Origin of the sequence: Streptomyces sp. NPDC047049 (assembly GCF_040643995.1) — a bacterium.
Lineage (GTDB): Bacteria > Actinomycetota > Actinomycetes > Streptomycetales > Streptomycetaceae > Streptomyces > Streptomyces mooreae.
In genome coordinates, this window is the sequence record NZ_JBEYVM010000003.1 from 391,184 (window position 1) to 412,952 (window position 21,769).

General features: G+C 70.2%; 17 protein-coding genes. 11 read left to right on the plus strand and 6 right to left on the minus strand.

Annotated elements, in window-relative coordinates:
* Nucleotides 1–258 precede the first annotated feature (258 nt).
* The 6 genes from ABZ851_RS09695 (at nt 259) to ABZ851_RS09720 (ending at nt 6,686) form a co-directional block, all read left to right on the plus strand.
* Nucleotides 259–1,878 carry an ABC transporter substrate-binding protein gene (locus ABZ851_RS09695; protein WP_361124423.1) on the plus strand — a complete coding sequence of 540 codons (1,620 nt, stop codon included), beginning with the start codon at nt 259–261 and terminating at the stop codon, nt 1,876–1,878.
* A 27-nt stretch (nt 1,879–1,905) separates the two neighbouring features.
* A complete protein-coding gene (locus ABZ851_RS09700) occupies nt 1,906–2,829 on the plus strand; it encodes an ABC transporter permease (RefSeq protein ID WP_361124425.1) in 924 nt (307 codons plus the stop codon).
* A complete protein-coding gene (locus ABZ851_RS09705) occupies nt 2,822–3,811 on the plus strand; it encodes an ABC transporter permease (RefSeq protein WP_361124427.1) in 990 nt (329 codons plus the stop codon). Before ABZ851_RS09700 ends, ABZ851_RS09705 begins: the two co-directional genes overlap by 8 nt.
* Before the next feature lie 11 nt (nt 3,812–3,822).
* Nucleotides 3,823–4,863, plus strand: coding sequence for an ABC transporter ATP-binding protein (locus ABZ851_RS09710; protein ID WP_361124429.1), 1,041 nt, complete (start codon nt 3,823–3,825; stop codon nt 4,861–4,863).
* Complete coding sequence (locus ABZ851_RS09715; RefSeq protein WP_361124431.1) at nt 4,850–5,914, plus strand: dipeptide ABC transporter ATP-binding protein; 1,065 nt, start codon at nt 4,850–4,852, stop codon at nt 5,912–5,914. Before ABZ851_RS09710 ends, ABZ851_RS09715 begins: the two co-directional genes overlap by 14 nt.
* Before the next feature lie 283 nt (nt 5,915–6,197).
* Entirely contained in the window at nt 6,198–6,686 is a 489-nt protein-coding gene (locus ABZ851_RS09720; protein WP_361124433.1) for a ricin-type beta-trefoil lectin domain protein, read from the plus strand.
* Nucleotides 6,687–6,948: 262 nt separating this feature from the next.
* On the opposite strand, the gene ABZ851_RS09725 is transcribed toward ABZ851_RS09720, so the two are convergent.
* The 5 genes from ABZ851_RS09725 to ABZ851_RS09745 form a co-directional block, all read right to left on the minus strand.
* Nucleotides 6,949–8,088: a dipeptide ABC transporter ATP-binding protein gene (locus ABZ851_RS09725; protein ID WP_361124435.1), complete on the minus strand. Its 1,140-nt coding sequence runs from the start codon at nt 8,086–8,088 to the stop codon at nt 6,949–6,951.
* Nucleotides 8,089–8,100: 12 nt separating this feature from the next.
* Complete coding sequence (locus ABZ851_RS09730; protein ID WP_361124437.1) at nt 8,101–9,162, minus strand: ABC transporter ATP-binding protein; 1,062 nt, start codon at nt 9,160–9,162, stop codon at nt 8,101–8,103.
* An 11-nt stretch (nt 9,163–9,173) separates the two neighbouring features.
* A complete protein-coding gene (locus tag ABZ851_RS09735; protein WP_336053134.1) occupies nt 9,174–10,145 on the minus strand; it encodes an ABC transporter permease in 972 nt (323 codons plus the stop codon).
* A gap of 124 nt (nt 10,146–10,269) precedes the next feature.
* Nucleotides 10,270–12,069, minus strand: coding sequence for an ABC transporter substrate-binding protein (locus ABZ851_RS09740; protein ID WP_361124440.1), 1,800 nt, complete (start codon nt 12,067–12,069; stop codon nt 10,270–10,272).
* A 105-nt stretch (nt 12,070–12,174) separates the two neighbouring features.
* A complete protein-coding gene (locus ABZ851_RS09745) occupies nt 12,175–13,209 on the minus strand; it encodes an ABC transporter permease (RefSeq protein WP_361124442.1) in 1,035 nt (344 codons plus the stop codon).
* Between the two features lie 483 nt (nt 13,210–13,692).
* Between ABZ851_RS09745 and ABZ851_RS09750 the strand changes: the two genes are divergently transcribed.
* A complete protein-coding gene (locus ABZ851_RS09750) occupies nt 13,693–14,817 on the plus strand; it encodes a hypothetical protein (RefSeq protein WP_361124444.1) in 1,125 nt (374 codons plus the stop codon).
* A 60-nt stretch (nt 14,818–14,877) separates the two neighbouring features.
* On the opposite strand, the gene ABZ851_RS09755 is transcribed toward ABZ851_RS09750, so the two are convergent.
* Complete coding sequence (locus ABZ851_RS09755) at nt 14,878–17,067, minus strand: prolyl oligopeptidase family serine peptidase (protein WP_361124446.1); 2,190 nt, start codon at nt 17,065–17,067, stop codon at nt 14,878–14,880.
* Nucleotides 17,068–17,375: 308 nt separating this feature from the next.
* Here ABZ851_RS09755 and ABZ851_RS09760 point away from each other — a divergent pair, with 308 nt between their 5' ends.
* The 4 genes from ABZ851_RS09760 to ABZ851_RS09775 all read left to right on the plus strand — a co-directional run bounded on the left by ABZ851_RS09760 (nt 17,376) and on the right by ABZ851_RS09775 (nt 21,644).
* On the plus strand, nt 17,376–17,570 hold the full coding sequence (locus ABZ851_RS09760) for a hypothetical protein (protein ID WP_006603310.1): 195 nt from the start codon (nt 17,376–17,378) through the stop codon (nt 17,568–17,570).
* A gap of 110 nt (nt 17,571–17,680) precedes the next feature.
* Nucleotides 17,681–18,667 carry an N-acetyl-1-D-myo-inositol-2-amino-2-deoxy-alpha-D-glucopyranoside deacetylase gene (gene mshB, locus ABZ851_RS09765; RefSeq protein WP_361124448.1) on the plus strand — a complete coding sequence of 329 codons (987 nt, stop codon included), beginning with the start codon at nt 17,681–17,683 and terminating at the stop codon, nt 18,665–18,667.
* On the plus strand, nt 18,664–19,239 hold the full coding sequence (locus ABZ851_RS09770) for a DUF6113 family protein (protein WP_361124450.1): 576 nt from the start codon (nt 18,664–18,666) through the stop codon (nt 19,237–19,239). The genes mshB and ABZ851_RS09770 overlap by 4 nt, the downstream gene beginning before the upstream one ends.
* A 464-nt stretch (nt 19,240–19,703) precedes the next feature.
* Nucleotides 19,704–21,644, plus strand: a complete 1,941-nt coding sequence (locus ABZ851_RS09775) for a hypothetical protein (RefSeq protein WP_361124452.1) — start codon at nt 19,704–19,706, stop codon at nt 21,642–21,644.
* Nucleotides 21,645–21,769 lie beyond the last annotated feature (125 nt).

Sequence of the window (21,769 nt, forward strand, 5' to 3'; positions counted from 1 at the left end):
GCGCCAAGCGGTAGAACGGGGCGCCCCTCCGTGTGAGGGGCGCCCCGTTCGCGTACCCGGACCCTCCGCCGGCGCCGCGGCCTGCGCCGTCCCCGGCTCCCCCTCGGGGCTCTCTCCGGGGCTCCTCCGCTCCGTCCCCGCTCGGGCATCCGAGGGTTTTCTCCGGTCTTCGGAGCAGTGGCGGTCGCCGCCGAAGTGCGGTACGTCCCCCTTTGCGCTCTGATGTGGCTAGGCATGATCCGGACCTGAGGAGGCGTCATGCGGAGAGCCACGCGCGCGAGGTGGGGCGGCTGCGCCGTCGTCGTCGCCCTCGTGGCCACGGCCTGCGGGGGCGGGGCCGGCGCCAGCCGCTCCGGGGTCGTCAGCTCGTCCTGGGGCGATCCGCAGAATCCGCTGGAGCCGGCGAACACCAATGAGGTCCAGGGCGGCAAGGTCCTGGAGATGCTGTTCCGGGGGCTCAAGCGCTACAACCCGAAGACCGGCGCGGCGGAGAACGTGATCGCCGACCGCATCGAGACGAAGGATGCGCGGAATTTCACGGTGACGCTGAAGAAAGGCTGGACCTTCAGCAATGGCGAAAAGGTCACGGCCCGGTCCTTCGTGGATGCCTGGAATTACGGTGCGCTGCTGAGCAACAAGCAGAAGAACGCGGCGTTCTTCTCCTATATCGACGGCTTTGCCCAGGTGCATCCGGACAGCGGGCACCCGCGGGCCAGGACCCTGTCGGGGCTGGTGGTGAAGGACGACCACACCTTCACCGTCAAGCTCAACCAGAAATTCTCCAGCTGGCCCGACACCCTGGGGTACGCGGCCTTCATGCCACTCCCGCAGGCATTCTTCCGCCATCACGACGCCTGGCTCGGGAACCCCGTCGGAAACGGCCCGTATCTCGTGGACTCCTATGACAAGGGGTCCGTGCTGCGGATGCGGAAATGGCAGAAGTACCCCGGTGACGATCCGGCGCGCAACGGCGGAATCGACCTGCGGGTCTATACGGACAACAACACCGCCTATACCGACCTGCAGGCGGGCAATATCGACCTGGTCGACGATGTGCCGGCCGCGCAGCTCACCCACGTGAAGGCGGACCTCCAGGGCCGCTACATCAACCAGCCGGCCGGGATCATCCAGACCCTGACCTTCCCCATGTACGACAAGCGGTGGAACCACCCGGGCGCGGAGAAGCTGCGGCGCGGTCTGTCCATGGCCATCGACCGGGACCAGATCACCCGGGAGATCTTCCAGCGGACCCGCACCCCCGCCACCGACTGGACCTCGCCGGTGCTGGGGGCGAAGGGCGGCTACAAGGCGGGGCTGTGCGGCGACGCCTGTGTGTTCAACCCGGCCAGGGCGAAGCAGCTGATCAAGGAGGGGGGCGGAATTCCCGGCGGGTCGATGACCCTCGCGTACAACGCGGATACGGGGTCCCACAAGGACTGGGTCGACGCACTCTGCAACAGCGTCAACAAGTCGCTGGGGGACGACAATGCCTGCGTCGGCAGCCCGGTCGGGACCTTCGCCGACTTCCGGAACAAGATCACGGCCAGGCGGATGACCGGGCCGTTCCGGGCCGGCTGGCAGATGGACTATCCGCTGATCCAGAACTTCCTGCAGCCGCTGTACTACACCGACGCCTCCTCCAACGACGGAAAGTTCAGCAACCGCGCCTTCGACAAGCTGGTGAACGAGGCGAACGCGGCGACGGACACCCGCACGGCCGTCGCGACCTTCCAGGACTCGGAGAAGATCCTCGCCGAGCAGATGCCGGCCATTCCGCTCTGGTACCAGAACGGCAGCGCCGGCTATTCCGACCGGATCAGCAACGTGTCACTGAATCCGTTCAGTGTGCCCGTCTACAACGAGATCAAGGTCAACTGACGGCGGTGTGAAGGAGGTTGACGCGCCATGGGACGCTATGTGATCCGGCGGCTGCTCCAGATGATCCCGGTGTTCATCGGCAGCACCTTCCTGATCTTCTTCATGGTCTACGCACTGGGCGACCCCGTGGCCGCGATGTTCGGCGACCGGGCCCCCGACCCCGCCACCGCCGCGCAGATCCGCCGCGACCTCTACCTCGACGAGCCGCTGTGGAAGCAGTACCTGCACTACATGGGCCAGATCTTCCAGGGGAACTTCGGCACAGCGTTCAACGGCCAGTCGGTCACCGAGCTGATGGCCTCCTCCTTTCCCGTCACGCTGCGGTTGACGGTCATCGCCATCGTGATCGAGATGGTGGCGGGCATCGTGCTGGGGGTGGTCAGCGGGCTGCGCCGCGGCCGGGAAGTCGACACCACGGTCCTCGTCCTCACCCTCGTCGTGGTGTCCATCCCGACGTTCGTCAGCGGCTATCTGCTGCAGTTCCTGTTCGGGGTGCAGTGGGGCTGGGCCGCGCCGTCCGTCGCCCCCGAAGCGCCACTGAACGAACTCCTGCTGCCGGGGCTGGTGCTGGCCCTGGTCTCGCTCGCCTATGTCACCCGGCTGACCCGGACCTCGATCGCGGAGAACGCCCGCGCCGACTACGTCCGTACGGCCCTGGCCAAGGGCCTGCCCCGGCGCCGGGTCATCACCCGGCATCTGCTGCGCAATTCGCTGATCCCGGTGGTCACCTTCATCGGCACGGACATCGGCGCCCTGATGGGCGGCGCGATCGTCACCGAGCGCATCTTCAACATCCACGGCGTCGGCTTCCAGCTCTACCAGGGAGTCCTGCGGCAGAACTCGCCGACCGTCGTGGGCTTCGTGACGATCCTGGTGCTGGTCTTCCTCCTGGCGAACCTCCTCGTCGACCTGCTGTACGCCGTCCTCGACCCGAGGATCCGCTATGCCTGAGCCCTACGTCCCCAAGGAAGCCATCGGCCACGGCGACGGCGGCTCCGCCGCGCTGGCCATCGGCGAGGCGGAGTCGCTGGAGCGGCGGCCCGGCGCGGCCCCGCCGGGCGCCGGACCGCCCGGCAAGGAGCCCGGCAAGCCCCGCAGCCTGTGGAGCGACGCCTGGCACGACCTCTACCGCAACCCCGTCTTCGTGGTTTCCGCGCTGGTCATCGTATTCCTGGTGATCATCGCGATCTGGCCGCAGCTGATCGCCACCGGTAACCCGTACCGCGCCGACCTCGCCAAGGCACAGCAGGGCTCCCAGCCCGGCCATCCCTTCGGCTTCGACACCCAGGGCCGCGACGTCTACACCCGGGTGGTCTACGGGGCCCGCGCCTCCATCACCGTCGGCGTCTGCGCCACGACCGGCGCGGCGCTGCTCGGCAGCCTGCTGGGCGGGCTGGCCGGCTTCTTCGGCGGCTGGGGGGACAACCTGCTGTCCCGGCTCGCCGACATCTTCTTCGGCATCCCGGTGATCCTCGGCGGCCTGGTCTTCCTCTCGGTCGTCACCAGCAGCACGGTGTGGCCGGTGGTCGGCTTCATCGTGCTGCTCGGCTGGCCGCAGGTCTCCCGTATCGCCCGCGGCTCCGTCGTCACCGCCAAGCAGAACGACTACGTCCAGGCCGCACGGGCGCTGGGCGCCGGCAACGGACGGATACTGCTGCGGCACATCGCGCCCAACGCCGTCGCACCGGTCATCGTCGTCGCCACCATCGCGCTCGGTACGTACATCGCGCTGGAGGCGACGCTCTCCTACCTCGGTGCGGGCCTGAAACCGCCCACCGTCTCCTGGGGCATCGACATCTCCACTGCCTCCACCTACATCCGCAGCGCGCCGCACATGCTGCTGTGGCCCGCGGGTGCGCTGAGCATCACGGTGCTGGCGTTCATCATGCTCGGCGACGCGGTGCGCGACGCCCTCGACCCCAAGTTGCGCTGAGGAGCCGGAAGATGACGAACGAGGACGCGGAGCGCAGGCCCGCCGGCGGCGGTACGGCGCTCGCGGAGCCGGCCCTGCTCGACGTGCGCGACCTGCGGGTCGAGTTCCGTACCCGCGACGGCGTGGCGAAGGCCGTCAACGGTGTCAGCTACCGGGTGGCGCCGGGGCAGACGCTGGCGGTGCTCGGGGAGTCCGGCTCCGGCAAGTCCGTGACCGCCCAGGCCGTGATGGGCATCCTCGACTCGCCGCCGGGGTTCGTCACCGGCGGCGAGATCATCTTCCAGGGGCGCGATCTGCTCACCCTGCGCAAGGAGGAGCGGCGGAAGGTCCGCGGCGCCAAGATGGCGATGATCTTCCAGGACTCGCTGTCCGCCCTGAACCCGGTCCTCACCGTCGGGGCTCAGCTGGGGGAGATGTTCGAGGTCCACGAGGGGATGTCCCGTAAGGATGCCCGCGGCAGGGCCGTGGAGCTGATGGAGCGGGTCGGCATTCCCGCGGCCCGCGCGCGGGTGGGCGACTATCCGCACCAGTTCTCCGGCGGGATGCGCCAGCGCATCATGATCGCGATGGCGCTGGCCCTCGGCCCCGACCTGATCATCGCCGACGAGCCGACCACGGCGCTGGACGTCACGGTCCAGGCGCAGGTGATGGACCTGCTGGCGGAGCTGCAGCGGGAACTCACCATGGGGCTGATCCTGATCACCCATGACCTCGGGGTGGTCGCGGACGTCGCCGACACCATCGCGGTGATGTACGCGGGCCGGATCGTCGAGACCGCCCCCGTCCACCAGCTCTACCGGGCGCCCGCGCACCCGTACACCCGCGGTCTGCTGGACTCCATCCCCCGGCTGGACCAGAAGGGCCGGCGGCTGTACGCGATCAAGGGCCTGCCGCCCAATCTGACCGCCATCCCGCCGGGCTGCCCCTTCCACCCGCGCTGCCCGCTGGCACAGGACGTCTGCCGCACCGACCCTCCACCGCTCTACGAGGCCGGGCCAGGCCGGGCCAGCGCCTGCCACTTCTGGAAGGAGACGCTCGATGGGGCCCGGTGAGGGCGGCACCCCGGCGGCCGGTGCGGCACAACCGCTGCTGGAGATCCGCGACCTGGTCAAGCACTTCCCGCTCACCCAGGGCGTGCTGTTCAGGAAACAGGTCGGCGCGGTCCGGGCCGTCGACGGGGTCTCCTTCGACCTCCACCAGGGCGAAACGCTCGGCATCGTCGGCGAATCGGGCTGCGGCAAGTCCACGGTCGCCAAGCTCCTGGTCGGCCTGGAGCGGCCGACGGCCGGTCAGATCCGGTACCGCGGCGAGGACATCAGCACCCTCTCCGGGCGGGCCCTGCGGGCCGTACGCCGCAATATCCAGATGGTGTTCCAGGACCCCTACACCTCCCTGAACCCCCGGATGACTGTCGGCGACATCATCGGCGAGCCGTACGAGATCCACCCCGAGGTGGCCCCCAAGGGAGACCGCCGCAGAAGGGTCCGAGAACTCCTGGACGTGGTGGGGCTCAACCCCGAGTACATCAACCGCTACCCGCACCAGTTCTCCGGCGGCCAGCGCCAGCGCATCGGTATCGCCCGCGGCCTCGCACTGCGCCCGGAGATCATCGTCGCCGACGAACCGGTCTCCGCGCTGGACGTCTCCGTCCAGGCACAGGTGGTCAACCTGCTGGAGCAGTTGCAGGACGAGTTCGACCTGTCGTACGTCTTCATCGCCCACGACCTGTCCGTCGTACGGCACATCTCCGACCGTGTCGCGGTGATGTACCTGGGCCGGCTCGCCGAGACCGGCACCGACGAGCAGATCTACGAGCACCCCACCCACCCGTACACCCAGGCCCTGCTGTCCGCCGTCCCCGTCCCCGACCCGGACGCCCGCAGCCACCGCGAGCGCATCCTGCTGACGGGCGACGTCCCCTCGCCCGCCGCCCCGCCCTCCGGCTGCCGCTTCCGCACGCGGTGCTGGAAGGCCCGGCAGCTGTGCGCGGAGGTCGTGCCGGCGCTGGAAGTGCCGCCGGAATTCCGGGAGACGAAGGGGCCGGCCGGGCACGCCTCGGCGTGTCATTTCGCCGAGGAGCGGCAGGTGGTGGCGAGCGAATGAGTAAGGAAAAGTCGGTCAATTCGCCGCATCGCCCGGCATAGCTGCCTGGAATGATGAAAGTGCGGACCCTGAAAACCGCCTGGTCAACATTTGTTAAATGCGCAGGCGAAGAAGATCGACTTGAGCTTGGATGGTCTTGTCGGTCGCTACCGGAAAGCGATCGGCGGGGCACGTCCTGCGAAGGTGACCGCTTCACAGGAATAGGCAGGTGCGGCATGCGCCGCGAGGGCGGCGGAATGGGCAGCCTGCCGGTGCCGGCCGAACAGAGGCAACAACAGGGGGAATGATGAAGCGTAGCTTCGGTATGGCCGTCGCAGGTCTGGCTGTGGCCGGACTGACGACTCTTGGTGCGGCGTCGGCATCTGCCGCACCCGTCCAGGGGTTCAACATCAAAAATGTGGTGGCCAAGAAGTGCCTCAAGTTCAACGGGTTCGACAAGCGGGTGACCGCAGTGAAGTGCAACACCGGTGATGCCAGGCAGAACTGGTCGAATTACCCGGGCGACCAGATCATTTCGGCGTATGTGAATCCGGCGGCGGGCCCCTGTCTGGCGACCAAGAAGAACAGCGGCGGCAACGTCTACGCGAAGAAGTGCACCAGCGACCCGAACACGTGGTCCATGGCGTGGAGCGTGAACTCCTTCCACGACGGGGAGAAGGCCGTCTACGGGAATGGCCTCGGCCGCTGCTTCCTCAAGGTGTCGGGGGGCAACGCGGTCTGCACCCCGGGCCACACCACCGAGCAGAAGTGGTGGGTGGCCGACTACAACTAGTCGGTACTTCTCGGGTACCGCTGCCGGCCACCCCGGAGCGGTACCGGCCGACGCGCTCAGCCTCTGCATCCGGAGCCGGCGTGTTCGCCTTCAGCCATCGGCCTGCCGGCACCGACCGGCAGGCCGATGCGCCGTTCCGGCCGGGCCGGGCCGCCGGGGGCCCTTACGACCGGAGCCCGCCTCCCAGAGGGGAAGCGGGCTCCGGCTCGTGCGGCTTCGGGGCCGTGCGGCTGCCGTCCGGCCTCGTCGGCCGAACCGGCCTTCAGCCGTTCTTGCCGCCCTCGTCGGCCGGCTCGGCGTCCTCCATCGCGGCCAGCGCCGGGTCGAGGATGATGTCCTCGTCGCGGGCCGCGGTCGTCGGCTCCTCCGGGAAGTGGCAGGCCGTGAGATGGCCGCTCTTGTTGCCGGTGAGCTGGACGAGCGGCGGCTCCTCCGTCGCGCACTTGTCCTGTGCCTTCCAGCACCGCGTACGGAACCGGCAGCCGGAGGGCGGGTTGACGGGGGAAGGGACATCACCGGCGAGGCGGATGCGCTCGCGGTCCTCCTCCTCGTCCTCCACCAGCTTGGCCTCGGGCACCGCCGAGAGCAGCGCGTGGGTGTACGGGTGGCGCGGCCGGTTGTAGATCTCGTCGCGGGTGCCCACCTCGACGATCTTGCCGAGGTACATCACCGCGACCCGCTCGCTGAAGTGCCGCACGACCGCGAGGTCATGGGCGATGAACAGGAACGCGATGCCCAGCTCGCGCTGCAGCCTCTGGAGCAGGTTGACGACCTGCGCCTGGATCGAGACGTCGAGCGCGGAGACCGGCTCATCGGCGACGATCAGCTTCGGCTCCAGGGCGAGCGCCCGGGCCACGCCGATGCGCTGCCGCTGGCCGCCGGAGAACTCGTGCGGGAAGCGGTTGTAGTGCTCCGGGTTGAGACCCACGGTCTCCAGGAGCTCACGGATCCGCTTCTCCCGGCCACCGGCCGGGTTGATCCCGTTGATCTCCATCGGGCCGCCGATGATGGTGCCCACCGTCTGCCGCGGGTTGAGCGAGGCATACGGGTCCTGGAAGATCATCTGGATCTCGGACCGGACCGGCGCCAGCTCCTTGCGGCCGGCGTGGGTGATGTCCCGGCCCGCGTATGTGATCTTGCCGGAGGTCGGTTCCATCAGCCGGGTGAGCAGCCGCCCGGTGGTGGACTTGCCGCAGCCCGACTCACCGACCAGGCCGAAGCTCTCGCCGGCGTGCACGGTCAGGTCGAGCCCGTCGACCGCCTGGACCGCACCGACCTTCCGCTTGAACGGGAATCCGCCGTAGATCGGGAAGTGCTTGGTAAGGCCCTCGGCGGTGAGCAGCGGCTCGCCCGGGACGGGCGCGGCGTCGCGAGGCGCCGGGAGGGTGACGTTGTCTGCCATGGTGGTCGCTCCCTAGCCCAGCCGGGGCTTGATCTGCTCGGTGAAGAAGGTCTGCTTCTGCTCGGCGCTCAGGTGGCACGCGGCGGCGCGCCCCAGCTCCAGCAGCGGCCGCTCGTCGGTGCAGCGCGCACCGCCGACCTCGCCGGTGAAGCCGCAGCGCGGGTTGAAGGCGCAGCCGGAGGGCGGGTTGAGCAGGCTCGGCGGGGACCCGGGGATCGGGTGCAGGGCCTCGCTGACGTCCGAGGAGAGCCGCGGCATGGAGCTCAGCAGGCCCCAGGTGTACGGGTGCCGGGGCTGGGTGAGGATTTCCTTGACGGAGCCCCGCTCCACCGCCCGGCCCGCGTACATCACCAGCAGGTCGTCCGCGGTGTTGGCGACCACGCCGAGGTCGTGGGTGATCAGGATGATCGCGGAGCCGAACTCCTGCTGCAGGTCCTTGAGGAGGTCGAGGATCTGCGCCTGGACGGTGACGTCCAGGGCGGTGGTCGGCTCGTCGGCGATCAGCAGCTCGGGGTTGCAGACCAGCGCCATCGCGATCATGGCGCGCTGGCGCATACCGCCGGAGAACTGGTGCGGATAGTCGTCCACCCGCAGTGTGGGCTGCGGGATACCGACCTTGGCCAGCATCTCGATGGCGCGCTGCCGGCCCTCGCGCTTGCCGGCACCGGTGTGCTTGATGAACGGCTCGGCGATCTGCCGGCCGACCGTGTAGTACGGCGACAGGGCGGTGAGCGCGTCCTGGAAGATCATGGCCATCTTGTTGCCGCGGAGCTTTTCCAGGGTCTTCTCCCGGGCTCCGGTCAACTCCTGGCCGTCCAGGACGATCTCGCCGCCGATCTCGGTGCTCTTCGGGTCGTGCAGGCCCAGGACGGCGAGGTTGGTGACGGACTTGCCGGAGCCCGACTCGCCGACGATACCGAGCGTCTGGCCGCGTTCCAGGTCGAAGGAGAGGCCGTCGACCGCCTTGACGATGCCGTCCTCGGTGGAGAACCGCACCTGAAGGTCGCGGACGGACAGGAAGGGGTCCGATCCGGCCGGGACCGGTGTGCCCTCGGTCTTGGTGAGTGTGGTCACTTCAGGCTCTCCTAGGACAGGCGCACGCGCGGGTCGATGAGGGCGTACGTCGCATCCACGATGATGTTGAACACCAGGATCAGGGCGGCGCTGAAGATCAGCACGCCCAGGATCATGGGCAGGTCGAGGGTGGTGACGGAGTTGATCGCCAGGCGGCCCAGGCCTGCCAGCGAGAAGGTGTACTCGGTGATCATGGCGCCGCCGAACAGCGAGCTGAGGTCGATGCCCAGGATCGTGACGATCGGGATCAGCGAACCCCGCCAGGCGTAGCGCAGGAAGACATAACGCGCCGGCATGCCCTTGGCCTTGGCCGTCCGGACATGCTCCTCCTGGAGCTGTTCGATCATCGTGGAGCGCGCCATACGGGTGTACTGGGCGGTGAAGATCGTCGACATGACCAGCCACGGCAGCAGCAGGCCCATGAACCAGCCGGCCGGGTTGCTGGTGAAGTCCACGTACTTGGGGGAGCCCATGATGCCGCTGTAGACGAAGATGCCGAGGACGATCGGGCCCAGGATGTAGATCTGCACCGAGCTGAGCACCATGGACGCGCCGGTGACGGTCTTGTCCAGCAGCGAGCCCTTCTTCCAGGCGGCCAGCAGACCGGCGCCCAGGCCGATGACCAGGAAGGCGGCCGCGCCGCCGATGGCCAGCGACGCCGTGGTCGGCAGCCGGTCCATCATCGTCGCCCAGACGTCCTGGTGGGTGGCGAAGGAGTAGCCGAAGCAGGGAGCGCTGCAGTACCCGACGCTGTAGTCGCGCCCCGTGAAGATGCCGGCGAGGAAGTCCCAGTACTGCGTCGTCAGGGGCTTGTCGAGACCGAGGTTGTGGTGGATCAGGGCGACGTTGTCGGCGGTGCAGTTCTTGCCGCACGCCATCATCGCCGGATCACCCGTGGAGAAGAAGACGAAGAAGGTGAAGGCACTCAGCAGGAGAAGGATGATGACCGCGCCGAGGATCCGGCGGAATAGGAAGGGAAGCATGGCAGTTCGCTGCTCTCAGGACGGCGGCGGCAGTGGGGAGTGAGGGTGGCGGGGAAGGCCCCGGAGAGCGCGCGCTCCGCCGTGCCGCGCGCTCTCCGGACCGCCTTCCGGTGCTTGCTGCTGCTTACTTCTTGAGGTACAGCGTGTTCAGGTCCAGGTAGTTGGTGTCGCTGTTGTAGCGGGTACCACCGACGTTGGAGCCGTACAGCTGGAGCACCTTGGTGTAGAAGACCGGAGCGGCCGGGTTGATCTTCTCCACGATGTAGTGGTGCAGCTTCTGCCACTCCGCGGTCTGCTTCGTGACGTCCGCGATCTTCTCGATGCGGTCGATCTCGGAGCTGACGTGCTTGTCACGGATGTGGGAGTAGTTGGCCGCGCCGTCCTGGATCTGCCGCGGGTCGTACGACGGCGGGATCACGGTGGAGGCGTCCGCCCAGTCCTGGCCCCAGCCGGTCATGTAGATGTCGAAGCCGTTGTCGACCTTGCCCATCTGCTGGTACCAGGAGGAGGAGTCGACCTCCTTCTTCTGGACGTTGAAGCCGGCCTTGTTCAGCGCGTCCTCGACGACCGCGGCTTCCTTCTGGCGGATCTCGGTGTTCGAGTAGGCGTAGACGAGCTTCATGCCCGTCTTGCCGGCCTCCTTGAGGAGCTTCTTGGCCTTCTCCGGCTCGCCGTTGGGGTGCGTGAGCTTCCCGTACGGGTCGTAGCCCTTCTCGTAGCCCGCGACGGTCGGGGCGAGCAGGCCGCCGGCCACCTCACCGCCGTAGCTGCCGCCGTTGATGCGGACGATCTGGGCGTTCGGCATGGCGTAGGTGATCGCATCGCGGATCTTCTTGTCCTTGATGCGGTCCATGTTCATGTTCATCTGCCAGACGTAGGGCTGGTAGCCCTGCACCGTCCGCTTGCTGGCGCTGGCGTTGTCCAGCACCTGCTTGGTCTGCGTCGGCTCCACCGCGTTGGTGAAGCTGATCGCGTTCTTGGCCTCGCCCTGGTCGGCCATCAGCCGCTTGGTGGAGTCCGAGAACTGGTGGTTGAAGGTGATGTCGAAGGCGTCGACGTACTGGTGGCGCGCCGGGTCCGTCTTCGGGTCCCAGTTGGTGTTGCGCACCAGCTTCGCGGACTTGCCCTCCTTGAAGGAGGCGAACTTGTACGGGCCGGAGGAGACCGGCTTGACGTCGTAGTTCTCCTTGGTGTCCTTCGCGCTGTCCGGGACGACGCTGTAGCCCGCGATGGCGAGCGCGTAGGGCACCTGCGACTGCGGCTTCTTGAAGTGGAAGATGACGGTTTTGTCGTCCGGGGTGTCCAGGACGCTCTTGGGCAGGTGGTCGCCCTTGTACGGACCGTCCGGCAGCGCCTTGCGGTACGTGGTCCCCTCGCCCGACAGCCAGGTCTGGAGGTAGGAGGGCCCGTCGGTGATGAACTTGGCGTACATCCGCTCGATGCTGTGGCGGATGTCCTTCGAGGTGATCGGCTTGCCGTCCTCGAACTTGACGCCGTCCTTGAGCGTGTACTTCCAGGTCTTGCCGCCGTCCGACATCTGGCCCGCGTCGGTGGCGAGGTCGCCGACCACCGTCTTGTTGCCCTTGTCGTCCTGCTTGTACGTGGTCAGGCCACGGAAGATCAGCTTGGACAGGTCGCCGAGGTCGCTGACGTACATCTGCGCCGGGTCCAGGTGGTTGAAGCTGTCACGCTGGTAGACGCGGATGGTGCCGCCCTTGCGGGAGCCCTTGACCTCGGCGGCGGGGCCGTTGGAGTCGGAGGCCGTGCCCAGCGGCACCGCCTTGGCCTGCGCCGCGGCGTCCTTGTCCGTCGCCGACTCGTCCTTGCCGGTGCCGCCACCGCTGCTGCAGCCGGTGAGTGCGAGGGAGGCGGCCGCCAGGGCCACGACCGTCGCGCGTGCTCTGCGCGTAGATAGTGCGTTCATGAGGTTCCAAGCACCTGCCTGTCGGTTGTTGTCCAGATGTGCTGCCTGACGCATCCGGGTGCGAGCCCGGCGCGGGGGCGGCAGCCGCCCCCCTCACATGGACGATCAGCGCCCGGACTTGGGGTCGAAGGCGTCCCGGACCGAGTCCCCGAGCAGGTTGAAGCACAGCACGAAGATCACCATCGCGGCGCCGGGGAAGAGCAGGAAGGTCGGGTCGTTCTCGTAGACCATGCCGGCCGTGTGGAACAACCGGCCCCAGTCCGGGGTCGGTTCCATGATGCCGACGCCCAGATAGGACAGGCCGGCCTCCGCCGTGACGAACAGCGGGAGCATGTAGGTGGCCTGCACCAGGATGGGCGTGACCACATTGGGGAGCAGTTCCTTGCGGATGATCCGCCAGGGGGAGGCGCCGGTGATCTTCGCGGCCTCGACGAATTCCCGCTCGCGCAGCGACAGCACCTGGCCGCGCAGCAGGCGGGCCAGACCCATCCAGCCCAGCGCCCACTGCACCAGGATCAGCGCCACGACGCGCACATAGGTGGGGGTCTCGTCGCCCGGCGGGATGAAGAACGCGACGACCACGGGCATGAAGGCCACGAAGGTCAGCTGGCTGGGGAAGGCGAGCAGGAAGTCGATGATCCGGCCGAGCCAGTAGTCGGTCTTGCCGCCCACGTAGCCGGCCGTGACGCCCAGCAGGGTGCCGGTGATCACCACGAGGATGGTCACCGCCACCGAGATGCCCAGGGACATCCGCATGCCGTAGAGCAGGTTGGTGAACAGGTCACGGCCCAGCGCGGGTTCGATGCCGAACCAGAAGTCGCCGGAGATCCCGCCGTTGGCACCCATCGGGTAGCCGAAGTCGTCGAAGAGGCTCGGATCCTCGTTGCCGTAGAACGTGTAGGGATTCTTGCCGTACAGCGAGGAGATCACCGGGGCGAGCGCCGCGACGACGAAGAAGGCCAGCACGATGACGGCGCAGACGACACCGGTGCGGTCCCGCTTGAAGCGTCTCCACATCAGTTGTCCGGGTGAACGGCCGACGAGCTCACCGTCCTTGCCGTCCTTTGCCTTCTTCAGACCCTCCGGCCCAAGTCCCGGTGTGTCGGACGTGGTAGCCGCGGTCTGGGATGGACTAGTCATCGCGAAGTGCCCCCGCGCCGAGTTCTCTTGGAACATGAAGCGGCACCGAATGCACCGCTGGATGAGCGGACTTTCGCAAGTGATTTGTGGCGGAGTCAAGGGGATCGGGTGTGCTCGCGAACAGGTCGTCTACTTCTTGAGCGAACGTTGCGCAAGTTGACGCCACGGCGTGCTTGACAGGTGGGCGCGATATGCGGCATGGGGGACATATCAGCACGAACGTCTTTAACATGAAGGCAACTTCACTGTCGCAACACCGATATACGGACGCGCCATGATGAACAACGTACGGCCGTGCGGGTGCCGTAGACCGGCCGGAGCGCCAGACGGCGCTCCGGCCGGTTGCTGCTTTGCGCACATTTCGTCCGGCGCTGACGGCGGCTCTGTTGTCCCCGCGCCGGGTCTGGAGTAGACCTGCGGGTGGGTGTCCTCCACGGGGCCGCCCGGGACCACCCAGTACATCGACACGGACGGGGGCTGGCCGTGTCCACAACGCGGGACGGCGTTCTCACCCGCGGCGCACGCGGCACCGGTGCGCTGGTCTGCCTGCTGCTCGCGCTGCCCACCGCGGGCTGGATCATCCGGGACCTGACGATCGCCCAGCACGGCGCGGACGTGTGGTGGACCTGGCTGGGGGAGGCCCGCCGGCCGCGGGAGTTCACCGCCTGGGCCACCTCGGCGCTCGACCCGCTGCTGACGCTCGGCGCGCTCGTCGTCGCGATCGCCACGGTGCGCGCCGCCGTCCTGTCGTCCGTGGCCGCGGGCGCACTGCTCTCCCTGGCGGCCGCCACCGCTCTGCTGCGCCTCCCGCTGGTGTGGATGCTGGGCGCCGGCTGGCTCCAGGGGCTGGACAGCTCACTCACGGCGCGGGCGCGGCTGACCGCGATCACCCAACTCGCCCTGGCGGTCGCACTGGTCGTGGTGGTCGTGGCGGGCCGGCGGCGGGGCGGCCGGGCGGACCGGTATGCGCGCCGCGCCGTGCGCGGGCTGTCCGAGGAGGCGTCCTCGGCGTACGGAGTGGTCCATGCGGTGCCGTCCGGAGCGGGCCCCGAGCGGCCTGGCCGGCCGTACAAGGGGGCAGCCGTCTCGGCCGGCGTGCTCCTGGGCGCCGCCGGACTCGTCGTGGCCGGCTGGGAGATCCACTGGCAGCAGCGGCTCGGCGGGGACGTCTACCGCAAGGGGCTGCTCGGGGACGCGTCCGTCTTCCGCGCCCTGCTGCAGCCTCCGGTGCACTGGCAGGCGGCGGCCCTCGCGCTGCTGGCCCTGGGGGCCGCGGGCGCCGTACTGCGCCGTGCGCCCTGGGCCCGGCCCGCGGCGATGACGGCCGCCGCCCTGCTGCTGGTGCACGGCGCCGTGGCGCTCGTCTTCGCCCTACGGACCGGGGAGCTGGGCCGGCTCGGCGCGCTGCCGGTGCAGGCCCGGCTGGAGGTGGGCACCGCGGCCTTCGTGGCTGCCGCCGCGCTGGCCGCGCTGATCGCGGCGGCCCGCCCCGGCACACCGGATGCCTCTCACTCCACGGACGGTGTGCTGGCGTACGGCTCCGCCCCGGGCGAGGCGCGGCCGCCGCACGCCCCGCCCCCGCCGTCCAGGCTGCCGCCCGGTTGGTGAGACGCCCCCGGGGCGCGTGACGTCCGCCGGGCGGGGACTTTGACGACAGGCCCTACGCGTTCAGGGCGCCATTCCCAACGACCGCTTGAGGAAGTCCACCTGCAGCAGCAGGAGGTTTTCGGCCACCTGCTCCTGCGAGGCCATGTGCGTCACGCCGGACAGCGGCAGCACCTCGTGCCGGCGGCCCGCCGCCAGCAGCGCCGAGGAGAGCCGCAGCGCGTGCGCCACCACCACGTTGTCGTCCGCGAGGCCGTGCACGATCAGCATCGGGCGGTGCGGCTCCTGCGCCCCGGACAGCCCCTCGTCCGTGATCAGCGAGTTCGCGGCGTAGACGGCCGGCTCCTCGTCCGGGTGGCCGAGATACCGCTCCTGGTAATGGGTGTCGTACAGCCGCAGATCGGTCACCGGCGCACCGACCACCGCCGCATGGAAGACATCGGGGCGGCGCAGCGCCGCGAGCCCCGCGAGGTAGCCGCCGAAGGACCAGCCGCGGATCGCCACCCGCTCCATGTCCAGGGGAAAGGATTCGGCCAGTGCCTGGAGGGCGTGGACCTGGTCGTCCAGGGCGACCTCCGCGACCTTGCGGAACATCGCCTTCTCCCACGCGGGGGAGCGCCCCGGGGTGCCCCGGCCGTCCGCAACGATCACCGCGAACCCCTGGTCGGCGAACCACTGGGAGGTCAGATGGGCGTGGTGCGCGGCCACCACCCGCTGGCCGTGCGGACCGCCGTACGGGTCCATCAGCACCGGCAGCGGACCGTCGCCCTCCTGATATCCGGTGGGCAGCAGCACCGCGCACGGAATCCGGCGTTCCCCGGCCAGGACGAGACGGGGGCGGGCGGTCAGCACCGGCTCCTCGGCGCAGGAGCCGATGGAGGCGAGCACCTTCTCGCCGCCGTCGGGATCCAGCCGCACCACGTCCACCTGGGTGCCGGGCCGCTCCAGCGACGCCTGCGACAGCACGGTCACCGCGCCACCGCGCACCGCGGAGGACACCGTCGGATACGCACGCTCGCCGACCCGCTCCCAGCCGCCCTGGTCACCGCTGCCGCGGAACCAGGCACGGTAGACGCCGATGTCGTGCATGTCGGCGCCGCTCGCGGAGAACAGGACATCGTCCTCGCCGATGTCGAGAACGGCCCGGACGTGCAGCGGAGCGCCGGTCAACGGGCGGGCGCCGACGAACAGTTTGCGCGCGCCGCCCTCGTCCGAGATCCGCACCAGCCGTCCGTCCGGCGTCCAGGCCGGCGCCCCGGGGAACGGCTCGACCCACGCCTCGTCCTCCTCCTCGTGCACCGTCCTGGTCGTGCCGGTCGCGGTGTCGACGGCCAGATAGCGCTGGTCGCGCTGGTCGCGGGACTGGACGAGCAGCAGCGGCGGCCCGGCCGCCGACCAGTGGACGCGCGCCAGATAGGGGTAGCGCTCGGTGTCCCAGCCGATGTCCGTGCGCGAGCCGTCCAGTCCGAACAGCGTCAGCGTGACCCCGGCGTTGCGGGTGCCCGCCGCCGGGTACGCGACCCGCACGGGCTCGCGGTCCGGGTGGGCGGGGTCGGCGATCCACCAGCGCTGCACCGGCGCCTCGTCGGCCCGCGCCGCCAGCACCGCGTCACTGTCCGGAGACCACCAAAAGCCCCGGTAGCGGCCCATCTCCTCGGCCGCGATGAACTCCGCGAGCCCCCAGGTCACCTCCGGCCCGTCGGGCTCGGCCAGCACCCGGTCCGCCGGTCCGTCGCCCGCGCGGCCGCCGTCGTGCCCGTCCGAGGTCGCGGCGCCGTCCACCGCGACCACCCGCAGCCGGCCGTCCGCCACAAAGGCCACCTGCCGGCCGTCCGGCGAGGGGCGGGGGTCCACGACCGGTCCCCGGACCGGGAGTTCACGGGTGGTGCCGGCCCGCAGCTCGGAGACGAACAGCCGGCCGGAGAGGGTGAACGCCGCCAACTCCACGGCGGCGTCCGTCGCATAGCCGACGATGCCCGCCGAACTCTCCCGGCTGCGCTCGCGACGGGCCCGCTCCTGTGGTGGCAGGTCCTCCTGCGCTCCGGCCAGCAGGGCCCGCGGATCGGCGGCCGGGAACTCCCGCCCCGCTTCCAGATCGAGCACCCACAACTGCTGGCTGCGGTCGGCGCCCGAGGAGGAACGCAGGAAGACGACGCGCGCGCCGTCGGGGGAGAGGGTGTAGCCGCGCGGTGCGCCCAGAGTGAAGCGCTGCGTACGGGCGTGTTGCCGCGGGAACGAAGGCTGTCCGGTCATGGGGCGAGCCTACGGGCTGGGTTCACGACGCGTCGTGCGCTCGTGAGAGCCGGCCTGGCGGCCTCCCATACCCGGTTACCGCCGCTGTTCGTGGGTACCGGTTCACCCTGGTCGCGCTCGTGAAGATCGTGTGCGCCCCCGTTCTGCTTCCGTGCTCCGACTTATGCGCTAGGACGGAAAGTTATGATCTCTTGGGTGCCGTGGGTACGGGGTAAAGAGCCCTTGGCATACCCGGTGCGCGGGTTCGTGGAGACGGCCCGTGTGTCACCAACTCTGTCCGGACCCCGAGTACTTGGAGGTGAGCCGCCGTGGCACTCTCGATTTCGGCGGTGGTGCTGCTGGCGATCATCGTCTTCTTGCTTGTCAAGAAGTCCGGACTGAAGGCCCCGCATGCCTTGGTGTGCATGCTGCTGGGCTTCTATCTGGCCAGCTCGTCCATCGCGCCGACGATCAAGCAGCTGACGACGAACGTCGCCGGCATGCTGGGGAACATCAAGTTCTGAACCGCTTCCGCCCGGTCCCGTCCGCCGCGCGCCCGCCCTCCGGCCGGGCGTGCGGCGGACGGCCGGGATCGCCCGTGGGAGGCGGGGCGGGCGGCTCGTAGGCTGTCGGTATGAGTCCTCAGCCCGCCCCGTCCCGGTCGGTCCCCTCCGGGGGAAGCGCGTCGCGCCCGGCCTTTTCCCGCCGGCTGCTGCTGGTGCATGCGCACCCCGACGACGAGTCGATCGTCAACGGCGTGACCATGGCCAAGTACGCGGCCGAAGGTGTGCAGGTCACCCTGGTGACCTGCACGCTCGGCGAGGAGGGCGAGGTCATCCCGCCCGAGCTCGCGCACCTCGCGCCGGACCGTGACGACACCCTCGGCCCGTACCGCGCCGGCGAGCTGGCCGCCGCGATGGAGGCCCTGGGCGTCACGGACCACCGCTTCCTCGGCGGGCCGGGCCGCTACCGGGACTCCGGGATGATGGGCGCGGTACAGAACGAGCGGCCGGACGCCTTCTGGCAGGCCCCGCTCGACGAGGCGGCCGCCGACCTGGTGGCCGTGATCCGCGAGGTCAGGCCGCAGGTCCTGGTCGCCTACGACCCGCACGGCGGATACGGCCACCCCGATCACATCCAGGCGCACCGGGTGGCGATGCGCGGCGCCGAGCTGGCCGCCCGGGCGGATTTCCGGCCCGAGCTGGGCCGTGCGCATGCGATCGGGAAGATTTACTGGAACTGCACTCCCCGGTCCGTGGTGGAGGAGGGCTTCGCACGGCTGCACGCGGCCGGTCACGGCTTCCCTGGAGTCGCCACCGTCGACGATGTGCCGGGCGTGGTGCCGGACTCCGAGGTCACGGCGGCCCTCCATGGCGATGCCGCGCAGATCGCCGCCAAGACGGCGGCGATGCGGGCGCACTACACCCAGATCGCGGTCGACGGGCCGTTCTTCGCGCTCTCCAACGACTTGGGCCAGCCGCTGTTCGGCTCGGAACATTATCGGCTGGTGCAGGGTGTCCCGGGTGCCGCGGCGGGCGCCCATGAGGACGACCTTTTCGCGGGTGTGGGCGACATGGCGGGTATGGAGGAGAGTGTCCGTATCGAGGAGGTGGCGGAATGAGTGCGGCGAAAAGCGGCGGGGGCGACGCCGGAGGAAACGGCCGGGCGGCGGCCGACGGTGCGGGCGGCTCGCCCTCCGGTGGCACGGGCGGCGCGGCCTCCGGCAAGGGGCAGCGGTCGAGGGCGGGCTCCGGCGGCACATCCGGTGCGCGGTCCGGTGCCCCCGTGGTGCCGCGGGCCGGCGCCGCGCTGACCGCGCCGCTGACACCGGGCCGGGTGGGCATATATGTGCTTCTTCTGGTCGCGGGCGCGCTGGTCGCCCTCGCCGGGACGCTGGTGCAAGCGGCCTGGTTCCCCGGCGGGTTGGTGCTGGCGCTGGCCGGTGTCGGCGGCCTCTTCTACGGGGGCGTCCGGGCGACCGGCACCTCCGCGGGCGTGCTGGTGCCCGGCGGGGCCTGGCTGGTGACGGTGTTCCTGCTGCTGAGCAATGTCCGGCCGGAAGGCGACTTCCTTTTCGGCGCGGGGGTCGGTTCGTACATCTTCCTGCTGGGCGGCATCCTGGTCGCTGTGATCTGCGCCACCGCCGCCCAGATGCGCACGACGGGCGCCCGGTACGGGCGAGTTGGCGGATGACCTGGCCCATACCGGGACGGATGCCGCGCGGGACGGGGTGAACGGACCGGGTACCGGGGGTTCGCCCGTGGCGGCGGTGTTCGTACGCTCCCCGGGTGCCCGCCCGCGGCGGACAGTATGGTGGTGCGCGCCGTCGCGCCGCCCTGGGGGCACCCCCCGGCCTGTGGCCGGGGATCATCTCTGACGAGCGGCGGAGCCAACCGGGAGAACCTGCTTTGAGTCGTGAATCTGACAGTTCGTCCTCCGGCCCTCAGGGCCGTGGCGGAGCCGCGTACCCATCAGGGACGCCGCCGTACGGCTCGCCCAGGGGAGATGCCGACGAGGCGCCGGCGCCCGGTGCCGCGGCGCAGCCGGAGGAGCCCAAAACCGAGACCACACTGACGACGCGGATCAAGATCAATATTCCGGGGTCGCGCCCCATCCCGCCGGTCGTCGTGCGCAAGCCCGTCGGTGAGGAGTCCGGCATGAACGGATCGGCTGCATCCGGCGGTCCCGCCGGTTCCCGCGGCACGCCCCGCCCTGCCCGCGGCAGCGAGCGGAACGCGGAGCGCACGGCGAACACCCCCCGGCCCGAGGCCCCGGCGGACGAGGCCCCCGCGGCCGGCCGGCCCGGCCAGGGCGAGAAGACCAGCGACTGGTTCGCCCCGCGCAAGCCGCAGGCCGGATCCGGCGGGCAGTCCTCCACCGGCTCCCATGCCGTGCCGCCCGCCCCGGGTGGTGCGACCCCGCCGCGTGCCCCCTCCGGCGGCAAGCCGCCGCAGCGCCCCGACCTTCCGTACTTCTCCGACCACCCGGCCCCGCAGGACGGCCCGGCCCCCCAGGACGGCGCGTCGCCGTTCGACGGCGGCGCCCGGACCGGCACCGGCGCGCGCCAGGGCGGCGGTTCGCCGTTCGACGAGGGTCCGCGCGGCGGCGGTTCGCCGTTCGACGGTGCGGGCTCCGGCGGCGGTTCGCCGTTCGACGCCCCCGCCGGGCCCGCCCGTGACCACACCCCGTTCGACGCCCCGGCGGGCGGCCCGAACGGTCCGAACGGCCCGACGACCGGACCGGCGCGCGGCAGCTCCGCGCTCAACCTCCCGCCCGGCTTCAGCGACCCCGGCACCGGCGGCACGCCCCGGATCGACGACACCGCGGAGCTCACCCCGCAGCCGCCGGCGCCGCTCGCCGGGCCGGGCAGCGGCCGCGGTGCGCCCGGCGGTGTCACGGGCGGGCTGCCCGGCGGGCCGAAGGGCACGGGGCCCCGCGGTCCGCAGGGCAAGGGCGGCGCGAAGGGCCCGCAGAGCGGCGGCCGCGGCCGGGTGTCCGGCGACACGCTGGTCAGCGGCATCCCGAAGGTGCCCGGAGCCGACGGTCCGCCGTCGCCGCCGTCGCCGTTCGCGGCGGCCCCGGCCGACGACGGCGACCGGGCCGCGCCGAAGCCGCGGCCCAAGATCCCCGAGCCGATCAACCCGCCCAAGACGGGCCGCAACAAGCTCGTCCTCGCGGGCGTGGCCGTGGTGGTCCTGGCCGGTGTCGCCTACGGCGCCGGGCTGCTGCTCGACCACGCCGACGTGCCCAACGGCACCACCGCGCTGGGCGTGGACATCGGCGGCACCACCAAGGAAGACGCCGTCAAGAAGCTGGAGGCGGCGCTCAAGGGCCGCCGCGCCACACCGCTCAAGCTCACCGTGGACGGCAAGGCCACGACCCTGGAACCCGACAAGGCCGGCCTGGACATCGACCCGCAGGCAACGGTCCGCAAGGCGGCCGGCCGGGACTACAACCCGGTCTCCGTCATCGGCTCGCTGTTCGGCGGTACCCGCCAGGCCGAGCCGGCGGTGGTCGTCGACGACGAGAAGCTGCAGATCGCGCTGGAGAACACCGCGGGGCGCGCGGGCGCCGCCAAGGACGGCGGGATCACCTTCGAGAACGGCAAGGCGGTGCCGCACTACGGCGTGCCCCACAAGGCGATCGATGTGAAGGCCTCCATGAAGAAGGTCACCGACGCCTACCGCAACCGCGCCACGACCGGCACCGACGCACCGGTGGTGCTGGCCGCGAGCACGCAGCAGCCGCAGGTCGACAAGGCCGCGGTGAACAGGGCGATGAAGCAGTTCGCCGAGCCCGCGATGTCCGGCCTGGTGACGGTCCGTACGGATGCGGCGCACACGGTCTCCTTCAGCCCGCAGAAGTCCATCCCGAAGTTCCTGTCGTTCAAGATCGTGGACGGCGGTCTGGTGCCGTACTACGACCGTCCGGCCCTCAAGGAGCTCTACGGCGACACCTTCAACGGCGTCATGGTGACCAAGGGCGACGGCTCCAAGCACCCGGTCAGCGTCGAGGAGGTGGCGAGCGCCGTCGGCAAGGCGCTGCTCGGCACCACTCCGTCCGAACGGGTCCAGACCATCGCCACGAACGGCAGCTGAGCACGGACACGAGCGGCGACTGAGCATCGCCGCGCACGGCAACCGACCGCCGCCGCGCACGGCAACCGACCGCCGCCGCGCACGGCAACCGACCGCCGCGTCTGCACGGCAACCGACCGCCGAGC